This window comes from Magnetococcales bacterium, assembly GCA_015231925.1.
Classification (GTDB): Bacteria; Pseudomonadota; Magnetococcia; order Magnetococcales; family JADGAQ01; genus JADGAQ01.
Genome location: JADGAQ010000146.1, coordinates 1 through 10,692 on the forward strand (window position 1 = coordinate 1; position 10,692 = coordinate 10,692).

Here is a 10,692-nt window from a genome sequence, read left to right on the forward strand (position 1 = left end):
GCAGCGCCCTGGGACTTTTCCTTTCGCCGTTGACACGATCATGCTGCACCGTGCAGGGGTCTGAATAGTTACAAAGTCAAAATACATAATACTTTTTTATTTTTTGAGCCAACAATAAAATCTTGAAGCAGCTTGGACTGGAACAGTCTTGATGAATTATCTATATAAAGTCAAAGGATAAAACATTTTCTTTTTTTTGATACTTAAAGAATAACATATTGAAAGTCAAAACATTTTAAAAAAATACGGCGTTACCGCCTCGAAAAGAACCCGGGCGTAAAGACGATTGGCCCGTCCGTTGGGATGAGCGTCGCCCGGAGTGACCCAAAGCGATTCGGCTTTCTCCTTCTCCACCGCCGGAAGAAGATCGACGAAAGTCGCCCCCAGCGCCCCGGCTTGCGAGGCCAGCCACTGCCGCGCCTCCGGAAAGCGGTAGGGTTGCAACTCATGAAGTTCCGGGGAGTGAACGATCATCAGCGGAATGGCCAGTTGCCGACAGCGTTCCCCCAGTCGTAGCAAACTCTCCTCGGCCTGTTTCAGGCCCGGTGCATCGGGGCGGTAGAGATCACGGTAGTAGCTGGCCCAGTTGCCGCCGCCGAAGTAGTTCCGCTTGAGGAGATCGAACCGCCCCGCCAGAAAGACCGCTGCCTGGAAGTGATCGAGAAGCACACTCTGCCGCCGCCGGGGAGTCGGCTCGGCATCGTTGATGAAATGGTTCAACACCACCAGTTCGGGCTTGTATCGATAGCCTTCGTGAAGGAAGTAGGCCACCTCCATGGCGGTGTTGTAGTTGCCAACCCCCGTATTGATCACCTGAAACCGGTTCGCACCCCGCTTCGGATCGTCATTGAGGAGGTTTTCCAGCAGGGTGGAGGTGGTCAGCTCCTCGGCGACGCCCCAGCCGAAGGTCAGCGAATCCCCCAGCATCAGAATGCGACGCTCTCCGGGAGGTGGTGCATAGTCCATCGCCACGTCGCGCAGCTTTTTGTCATTGATGACCACCTCGACACCCATGAGAAAGGCCCGTGAGCCGGGGGTATGTTCGTGTCCGATGGCTTCGACCCCGGCGATTCGCTTGATCTCGCGGGCATACTTCCACATTTCGATGTCGAAGTTCATGCCGCGATGAAAGGCGATGCGAACGCCGGCTTCGAGAACGATCAGAGAGAGCAACAGACCGATGAGCAGCGCCACGAGGCCCAGCAACGCATTGGCTGCGGGTTTTGCCGCGACCTTCACCTCTTCTCCGGACATTGTCAAATTGGCGACCCCCATCAAACCGCGACAGGCCGAGGTTGCGAGAAACGATCCCCGAACTCTATCACGGTTGCCTCTTTCCTGGCTAGATTATCAGCCACGCGGTTTATCACCCCCCGAGGTCGGGCAGAGGCCTTGCGCCGATGAAATGTGCCACATCCACCGCGTCGAGCTGTTCCGGTTTCAAGTAGATTTCCCCATATTTTCGGAAAACCCCCGAGGTCAGGAAGAGATCGAAGAGATCGGCATCGATGTGTTTGTCCTTCTTGAAAAAGGAGAGAATCTTCACCGCTTCGGAAAGGGTTTTCGGTTTTTTGTAAGGCCGGTCGCAGGCGGTGAGGGCTTCGAAGATGTCGGCGATGGCCATGATGCGGGAGGGGATCGACAACTGCGAGGCGTCGAGCTTGCGGGGATACCCGGTGCCGATGAGGGTTTCGTGATGGGAGCCGGCATATTCGGGGATGCGCTGCATGCCCTGAGGCAGGGGCAGACTCTCCAGCATATGGATGGTCTGGATGGTGTGTTCGTTGATCTTGAAGCGTTCTTCCTCGGTGAGGGTGCCGCGTGCGATGGAGAGATTGTACATCTCCCCCTGATTATAGAGATTCTCGGGAACCTGCATCCGGAAGCCCTTGGTCGGATCGAGATGGGTGATCCGCTCCCTGGCGATGAGGTGACAGGGCTTGTCGGAGAGAAGGGGCTCGTCTGCCGGCAGTTCGGCAACGGGCATGCCTTGATAACGTTTCAGCTCCTCGTGAGAAAGACCGAGGCGATCGTCGAAATGGCGTTGCCATGTCTGGGCGGCGATACGACGCAACCGTTCCATGCGGCCCGGATCCATGAACTCCCCGCCGATGTTGCACTCGGCGACGAAGGCATAATCCGCCGTCAGTTCCTGGAGGCGCGCCTCCAGCGCGGCTTTGGCCTGCGCCTCATCCTCCCCGCAGGCGATGGCTTCGAGGCAAGCGATCCGGGCATCACGCCACAACACCTCGAAGCGCATGCGCACTTCGTGAATGCGGTTGTGGATGGTTTCCAGCTTGGTGGCTTTGTCCACCACGAATTCCGGGGTGACGACTTTGCCGCAGTCGTGAAGCCAAGCCCCGATGCGGAATTCGCGCCATTCGTCGTCGTTGACGAAGGCAAAATCGGCCAATGGCCCCTCCGTCACCTTCGCCGCCTCCTGCGCCAGCATCACCGCCAGCTCCGGGACGCGCTCGCAATGGCCGCCGGTGTAGGGGCTTTTGGCGTCGATGGCTCCCGCGATCAGCTTGATCAGCGACTCCATCAGCACCTTCTGGGCTTCCACCAGATTGTGATTTTCCAGGGCCACCGCCGATTGGGCCGCCAGCGCCTCCACGAAGCGAACCACCTTCTTGGGAAAGGGGATGATCTCTCCGGTTTCGGGATTGATGGCGTTGAGCAGTTGCAGCAGCCCGATGACATTCCCTTCCCGTGGGGAGAGGGGCACGGTGAGCATTGAAACGGTGCGAAAGCCCGACTCCTCGCTGAATTTCTTGGTGCCCGACAAATCGAAGCGGGTTTCCGCATAGACGTCGTCCACCACGATGGTCTCGTTGTGGAGTGCGGAGTGGACGACCATATAATGGTTGTTGGGCTGGCCGGTTTGCGGGTCGATCATCGGAATCTCGAAGGCGGGGAGATCCCCTTCGAGGGTACGCATGGCGAAGCTCAGGGTGTTCCGTTCCGTTTTCAGAAAGAGGGTTGCGGCGCTGGAGGGGGTGAGGTCACGGGCTCCGAAGAGAATGGTGCGCAACAGTTTGTTGCGGTCGCGCTCCTGTCCCAACTGGATGCCGTTGTCCACCAGGCGGGCCAGCTTCTGCTCGGCAATCTGCAGGTCGTGGGTGCGAATCCGCACCCGCTCCTCCAGTGCGTCGGCATGGCGTTCCAGGAGGTGATGGGCTTCTTCCAGCTCCTTTTGCTGTTCCTGGATGCGGTCGTGAGCCTCCTTGACCCGCTCTTCGCTGCGGTCACTCAGCCGGGTCAGGCGCTGCGACAGTTTGAGCAGCTTGCGATAGCTCTTGGCCAGGGCCTCGAAGGCGTCGCGCCCGACTTCGGCGCCGGGGACGGCAAGCAGTTCTTCGGCTCGGGTCAGTACTGCCGTTTCATCCCGGAAGGCATCGAAATCCTGGCTCATTGCGCTATGCTCTCTACCGAATGGCGTTGTTCTGTGTTGGGTAATGCCCCCAAAATAAAGTCTTACTCTTTTTTCATCATGTCAAAGCGGGCGTGTTCCAGATCTTCGGAGAACTCCTCTCCCAGTTCTTGCATGTTGGAATCGTCGGCAGCATAGGCCCAGGTGATGTTGACCTGGTTGCCGGCGGCGGCACAGCGATCCAGCGTTTCGAAAAGGCCCATGAGGATTTTGGCCGTGGTGGAGTTGAAATAGATCAGGTCGAACCGAAAGGAGACCGTGGCCCCTTCAAGGCGTTCCATGTGTTGTTCCAGGTTCTGTACCAGGGGTGCGAAGAACTTGTTGACATCCTCGGGATAAGATTCTCCGGAGATGGCGAAGCGGTTGGCATCGAAATCGAAAGCGATGCCGGGGGTGCGTTTGGTGGCTTCGAGGTGGATGGCTTCCATGGTTCGAGGGCTCCAGGGCGGAAGAGAATCAAAAACAGGCGGTCAACACGAAAAAGACATGGTTTTCATCCATGTCGAGGAACTGAAAGTCGAATCCCCCGGAGGCGAGTCGGGCGATATCGATGAAACCGACTCCCGCCCCCTTGCTGCCGGGAGGCGGTCCCTCCTTGAGAATCTGCTTGTGCAGCATCTTGAGGGCGGGGGCGTCCAGGGAATGCAGTCGGGCCAGGGAGGCTTCGAGTCGGGCGGCATCGGGTCTGGCCACGGCATTGCCGCAGGCCAGATAGGGCCGTCCTTCGCGGCGACCGAAGAGCAGCATTCCCTGGCGTAATTCGTGCAGCTCCCCGTCGATGCAGCCGGAGAGGCTTGCCGCCGAATAGCGCACGATGTTTTGCGCCTGCTCCACGAAGAGGGTGAAGAGGGTGCGGCTCTCGTTGGCCGGGCTCTCTTCGAGGGCCAGGGCGGTGCGCAGGGTCTGGGCCAGGGCGTGCAGCAACTCCTCGGTCAGATAGCCCTGATAACAGGTGATGGCCCCTTCCCGAAGTAAGGCTTCCCGGATGGCCGGCAGCATGTTTCGGCTTGTGTTCCGGCTCATGTTCCGGCCTCCCTCAGACGAAATCCCACCACGGAAACGTCATCGCGGCGCATCTCCGCTCCCTGATGATCGCGCAGGGCCTCTCTCAGAGCTTCTTTCTGCAGGCTCATCGGCGTGGCGCCGAAGCCGTCGATCAGGGACAGGAAACGGTTTTTGCCGAACCCGCGCCGCGACGGATCCCCCACCTGATCGATGAGACCGTCGCTGCTCAGGTAAAAGCGCATGCCCTGGCGCAAGGGCACCTCCACCTCGGCGTAACACTGATCGAAGGGCACCTTGCGATAACCGATACCGCGCCGCTCTCCTTTGATCTCCACCGGGGCTTCTCCCGGAGTACACGTGAACAGGGAAAAACGCGCTCCGGTGTATCGCAGGGAGGGGGCTTCCGGCACAAGATAACACAGCCCGAGTTCCATGCCATCGTCCGATTCACCGAGGGATGAATTCTGTTTGGTGGTGATCTGCACCAGTTGATGCATGCGGGCCAGCAGGCCGCCCAGGTTGCCGGGGTTGATTTCGCTCCGCGCCCGTTCGAAAGCGCCGGTGGCGATGAGGGTCATGAAGGCTCCCGGAACGCCGTGGCCGGTGCAGTCGCCCAGGGCCAGCAGGATGCCCTCGCCCCAGCGGCAGCACCAGTAGATGTCCCCGCCGACGACATCCCGTGGCTCCCAGAGGATGAACCAGTCGGCGAAGTGTTGGTTGAGGGTGGATTCGTCGGCCAGCAGGGAACGCTGGATGCGACTGGCGTATTCGATGCTGCCCTCGATGATGCCGAGGGCTTCGGCGAGATTGTCCCGGGTCAGCGCCAGTTCGTCGTGGGCCAGGCGCAACTGGCCGAAGGCCAGATCGACCTCCTCCTTGGCTTTGCGCAGGATGTCGGCGCGCTCCCGCGCCTCCTTGAAATGCTGCCGCATCACCAGGAGATTGCGCAGCCGGGTGACGAACTCGACGTTGTCGATGGGCTTGTTGACGAAGTCGGTGGTTCCTTCCTGCAGGGCCATATAGCGCACGGCCTGATCGTCGGAACCGGTCACCATGACGATGGGGATGTCGCCGCGGGCCTCCAGCTGGCGGAAGGCCTCTACGAAGGCGAGCCCGTTCATCCGGGGCATGATGTAATCGACGATGATCAGATCGGCCTCGTTGTGGCGATTCCAGTCCAGGGCTTCGAGAGGGTCGAGAAAGGGTATGCCCTCGCAGCCCTCGACGGTGGAGACCAGTTGCGTCAGCAGGGTCAGCACGCTGCGGCTGTCGTCGATGACCACGATACGGAAGGGCTCGCCGGAGGAGGGGAGCTTCATGTTTCCGCTCCGGTCATGGGCAGGGCCTCGTCACCCGCGAAAAGCCGTTCCAGATCGAAGAGGAGAACAAAACGCCCGTGGCGGCGACCGACGCCGCGAAGATAAGCGGCGTTCCAGGAAAAACCGGTTTCGGGAGGTTTTTCCAGGGTGGAGAGATCGAACTCGGCCACCTCGAAGACCACGTCACAAAGCAGCCCCAATACCAGAGGGCGAGCGCCAACCGTCACCTCCAGTACCAAGATGCGGCTGCGCTCGGTGATGACGGCATCCGGGTAGCCCAGCTTGCGGCGCAGATCGATCACCGGCACCGTCTGGCCACGCACGTCGATCATGCCGAGAAGGGCACCGGGGGCGTGGGGCAAGCGCGCCACCGGCTGGAAGTCGAGAATCTCGCGCACATGGATCACATCGACGGCGAAGAGATCGTCGGCAATGCCCAGGGTGACGACGCTTTGCACCGTGCGAGCCACGCTTTTGACTTGGGGTCTTCTGCCCGGGGTGTTTCTCATGGGACCTCAGAACTGGTCGTACTCGGCGTCCTCATCCGATCGCTCCCGTGTCGGGGCCGAGAGCCCCTCCTCGGGACCGAGATTGAGGGCGAAGCCCTTGCCCTTGGGTTTGGGTCCGCTGGCAACCACGGTGCGCTCGGAGGTGTTGGCCGACATATGGCCGATGAGCGGTTTGTTGGCGCGATTGCGGCCCTGTCCGACGGAGGTGCGGGGGCGTTTCCGGTTTGCCGTCCCCGAGGGGGCGTTGCGGGAGATCTCCCGGTTGTCGAGCTGGAAGTAGGAGATGGTCTGTTCCAGCCGTTCCGCCTGATAGGAAAGCTCTTCGGCGGAGCCGGACATCTCTTCGGAGGCGGCGGCATTCTGCTGGATCACCTGATCGAGCTGCTGGATGGCGGTGTTGATCTGGCTGGCTCCGAGATCCTGCTCGCGACAGGCGGCGGAGATCTCCTCGACGAGTTCCGCCGTCTTGCGAATGTCGGGCACCAGGCGGGAGAGCATCTCCCCGGCGGTTTGGGCCGCTTTGAGGGTGTTGGCGGAGAGGGAGCCGATTTCGGCGGCGGCGGTCTGGCTGCGCTCGGCGAGCTTGCGTACCTCGCTGGCCACCACCGCGAAGCCCTTGCCGTGTTCGCCGGCCCGGGCCGCCTCCACGGCGGCGTTCAAAGCCAGCAGATCGGTCTGCCGGGCAATCTCCTGGACGATGGTGATTTTCTCGGCGATGGTTTGCATCGCCTGCACCGCGTGGGAGACCGCCTCACCGCTCTGCTGGGCGTCGCGGGCCGACTGGTTGGCGATGCGCTCCGTCTGATTGGCGTTGGCGGCATTCTGTTTGATATTGGAGGCCATCTCTTCCATCGAGGCGGAGGCCTCCTCGGCGGCGGTGGCCTGCTCCGTGGCGCCCTGGCTCATCTGCTCGCTGCTGGCGGCCATCTGCTGGCTGCTCGCCGAAACCGACTCCGAGGCGTCGAGAGCCTCCCGCACCACCTGACGCAGACGTTCCACCATCCGCTCCAGCGCCAGACCCATGGAGTCCTTGTCGGAGAGGGGTTTGGGTTGGAGCGTCAGGTTGCCCTTGGCGATCTCTCCCGCCAGCGCGGCGGTATTGCGCAGATTGAGAGCCATGTTGTCGAGGGCGTTGATCAGATCCCGCAGTTCGTCGTTGCTGGTGGCCGTCACCGTGGTCGAGAGGTCGCCCTTGGCCACGGCGTTGGCCAGGTCGAGAGCCTGTTGCAAATTGACCCCGATGCGGTGGGCGATCACGCCGCCCACGATGATGGCCAGCAGCAGTGTACCGATCAGCAGCAGAATCATCAGCTGCCGGGCGGATTGGTAGGTCTCCTCGCTTGCGGTTTCGGTGAGGCTGGCATCCCGCGTGACCAGAGCGACCATCTCGTTGAGCTGGTTGATTGCGATGGCCAGGTTCTCCTGACTCTCCCCGGTGAGCATGGCGTAGGCCTTGCTGTCGGTATTGAGGGCGCCGAGGGTGCGCACCTGCTCGGCGATGGCGTCGAACTTCCGGTAATTGTCGATGAAGGTATCGTAGAGGCGACCGTTTTCCCCAGTGAGCAGGGAGCGCAGCTCCTGGGAGAGCTGGCGGATGTTTTCGCGCCAGATTTCCACGTCGCGGGTTTGCTTGGCGATATCGTTGTCGGATTCCAGGAGGATGATGTTCTTTTCGGCGCGATGGATCATGAGGACATCCGCCTGGATGCGGCTGGCTGTCTGGGAGGCGCGAATGGTGGCGGCGTCCTTGCTGTCGGAGGCGCGGGAGATGATCGTCGAAAAGATTTCCATGAGGGCGTCAGCAGCCTTGCGAGCTTCGCCCATGGAGAGGTTTCGGGCTTTGACGGAGTTGTTTTGCAGGGTCAGCTTCTGCACCCGGTCGGAGATCTCCTGGTACTTTCTCCATGCCGAGCTGAAGGCGTCGAACTGGGGGCGCATGGTCTCGTTGAGGAGCGGCTGCATCTGTCGGAGGATGCCGTCAATCTCCGCGCCGGTGGCGTTCAACTGGGTGATGAAGCGGTTTTTGGCCTCGACCGTTTCGGCGATGATGATATCCCGCTCCAGCCGCGAATAGATGTTGATCCGCACCAGGATCTGGTTGCTGAAACCGCGCAGGGCCAGTTTGACCCGGACCAGGGTGTTGGTGGCCTCCTTGAGCTTTTCGAGCCGGTCGATGCCGGTCCAGGCGATGGCCCCGGTGAGCAGCAGCATGAAGGCCAGCATCAATCCCAGTTTGACCTTGATCGGCAGACGCATGTCGATGAATCCTTTCCCATGGCGGGTCATGGAGTGGGCGTTTCGAGGGTTGCGAAGACGCGGTCCAGATCGAGAATGATCACGAAACGGTGGTTGTGGCGGCCAATGGCGCGCACCAGACCGGGCGGATAGCGCAAGCCGATGCGCGGGGCCTCCTCGGCGGCGATGGTGGTGATGTCGCACACTTCGAAGACCTTGTCGGCGCGCAGGGCCAGAGTGGTGCGCTCGCCGTCGACGGGGGTTTCGATGACCACGAACCGGGTGTCGCCGGTGGTTTCCCCCACGGGCAGCCCGAACTTGATGCGCAGATCGACCAGAGGCACCACGCGCCCGCGCACGTTGATCAGACCCCGGACGAAGGGTCGCGCCGTGGGGACGTCGGTGACGGGCTGCGTGTCGAGAATGTCGCGCACCAGGCTGACCGGGATGGCGAAGAGATCCCCCGCCAGTCCGAAGGTGAGCCCCCGGTTGCCGTCTTCGAAGAGGTTCATGCCGCGTACCCCCTGGAAAGGCGCAAACCCTCCTCGTAATGCTGCCCCAGATCGACGAGATGGCCGATGTCGAGAATCAGCGCCACGGAGCCGTCGCCGAGGATGGTGGCCCCGGAGAAGCAGTGGATGTCGGCATGGAGCCGGGAGAGCGATTTGATCACCGTCTGATGATCCCCGAGGATGCGATCGACCACCAGGCCGACCCGACGTTCGCCCATGAGAACGATGACCACCTTTTCGCGGAGGGGCGCTTCCCCGGGGATGGAAAAGAGTTCCCGAAGCTGAAGATAAGGCACCAATTCGTCGCGGATGTAGAGGAAGCGGTTGCCTTCGGAGGTTTCGGGTTCGCTCTCGTCGCGTTCGACGATGGCGTCCACGGCGGAGAGGGGGATGATGAAACGACCCGCATCGACCTGGACCAGGAGTCCGTCGATGATGGCGAGGGTCAGCGGCAGGCGCAGCACGATGTCGCTGCCCTCGCCGGGGGCGCTCCAGAGGTCGATGACGCCGCGCAGGGCGTCGATGTTTTTTTTGACCACATCCATGCCGACGCCGCGTCCGGAGAGGCTGGTCACCTGAGGGGCGGTGGAGAAGCCGGGTTGGAAGATCATGGCCAGGAGTTCGGCATCGGGGATATCGCTGCCCGGGGCGAGTAGACCGCGCTCTTCGGCCTTGGTGCGGATGTAGCTGCGGTTCATGCCCCGGCCGTCGTCCGAGACGGTGATGTGGACCTGTCCGCCGAAGTGGTCGGCGGCGAGGATCAGGGTTCCCTGTTCGGGTTTCCCGGCGGCGCGGCGCTCCTCGGGGGATTCGAGACCGTGGTCGATGGCGTTGCGGATCAGGTGGATCAACGGATCGTTGAGGTTTTCGACCATGGTTTTATCGAGTTCGGTCTCCTCGCCGTGGGTGACGAGTTCGACCTGTTTGCCCATTTCCCGGGAGAGATCGCGCACCAGGCGGCGGAAACGGCCGAAGAGGGAGCCGATGGGCACCATGCGGATGCTCATGGTAGTGTCGCGCAGTTCGGAGACCAGGCGTCCCATCTCCTCGGTGATGGCGTGCAGCGTGGCGCGGGAAAGCTCTTCCTCGGAGTGGGCGAACTGCTTGAGGCGCGATTGGGTGATGACGAGTTCGCCTACCTGATTCATCAGGTTGTCGATGCGATCGGCGCTGACCTTGATGGCGCTGTCGGCGGTGGGGCGCAACGAGGCGGCGGGGGCTTCCCGGTCGGATGACGGAGTTGTGCGGTTTTCTTCACGAACCGCGGGAGGCGGCGCGGTGGCGGGCTCGGGCGCGGGTGTGGGGATGGCCTCCGCATGGCGCGGCTCCGGCGGCGCGAGGGCGGCAGGCGGTGTGGCCGCCTCCACCGGGGTGATGGAGAGTTCCATGCCCTGGCGAACGAAGAGGAAGATGCCCTCGATCTCGTCGTTGCTGGCGTCGGAGGTCAGGGTGACCTCCCAGGTGAGGAGACTTCGCTCCGCATCGATCTCATCCAACGGGGGTACGGCGGAGGCGTCGGCCCGGACGCTGCCGGTCCCGAGTTCCAGGAGTTCGCGCAGCAGAATGAGGGGGTTGGTTCCGTGGAGCAGGGCGTTGGGGGCCAGGGAGAAACGGATGAGCCGGGTGGGCGGCCCTTCCTTCGGGGGGCGGCGGAGCGGCGGGAGTACGAGGAGGCGGCG

At 61.9% G+C, this 10,692-nt stretch carries 9 protein-coding genes; all 9 read right to left on the reverse strand.

Features of this window, described 5'->3' with window-relative positions; genetic code table 11:
- Positions 1-225: 225 nt before the first annotated feature.
- Positions 226-1,239 carry an SGNH/GDSL hydrolase family protein gene (locus HQL56_14450; protein MBF0310720.1) on the reverse strand — a complete coding sequence of 338 codons (1,014 nt, stop codon included), beginning with the start codon at positions 1,237-1,239 and terminating at the stop codon, positions 226-228.
- Between the two features lie 127 nt (positions 1,240-1,366).
- Entirely contained in the window at positions 1,367-3,415 is a 2,049-nt protein-coding gene (locus HQL56_14455; protein MBF0310721.1) for a GAF domain-containing protein, read from the reverse strand.
- A 62-nt stretch (positions 3,416-3,477) separates the two neighbouring features.
- Positions 3,478-3,861 carry a DUF1987 domain-containing protein gene (locus HQL56_14460; protein ID MBF0310722.1) on the reverse strand — a complete coding sequence of 128 codons (384 nt, stop codon included), beginning with the start codon at positions 3,859-3,861 and terminating at the stop codon, positions 3,478-3,480.
- 28 nt (positions 3,862-3,889) lie between these two features.
- Positions 3,890-4,456, reverse strand: a complete 567-nt coding sequence (locus HQL56_14465) for a hypothetical protein (GenBank protein ID MBF0310723.1) — start codon at positions 4,454-4,456, stop codon at positions 3,890-3,892.
- Positions 4,453-5,757, reverse strand: a complete 1,305-nt coding sequence (locus HQL56_14470) for a response regulator (GenBank protein ID MBF0310724.1) — start codon at positions 5,755-5,757, stop codon at positions 4,453-4,455. Before HQL56_14470 ends, HQL56_14465 begins: the two co-directional genes overlap by 4 nt.
- Positions 5,754-6,266: a chemotaxis protein CheW gene (locus HQL56_14475; GenBank protein ID MBF0310725.1), complete on the reverse strand. Its 513-nt coding sequence runs from the start codon at positions 6,264-6,266 to the stop codon at positions 5,754-5,756. Before HQL56_14475 ends, HQL56_14470 begins: the two co-directional genes overlap by 4 nt.
- 6 nt (positions 6,267-6,272) lie before the next feature.
- Positions 6,273-8,522, reverse strand: coding sequence for an MCP four helix bundle domain-containing protein (locus tag HQL56_14480; GenBank protein ID MBF0310726.1), 2,250 nt, complete (start codon positions 8,520-8,522; stop codon positions 6,273-6,275).
- Positions 8,523-8,548: 26 nt separating this feature from the next.
- Positions 8,549-9,013 (reverse strand): chemotaxis protein CheW, encoded by a 465-nt coding sequence (locus HQL56_14485; protein MBF0310727.1) that lies wholly within the window; start codon positions 9,011-9,013, stop codon positions 8,549-8,551.
- Positions 9,010-10,692, reverse strand: a 1,683-nt coding sequence (locus tag HQL56_14490) for a chemotaxis protein CheA (GenBank protein ID MBF0310728.1), incomplete at its 5' end; no start/stop codon positions are given. The genes HQL56_14485 and HQL56_14490, both read right to left, overlap by 4 nt.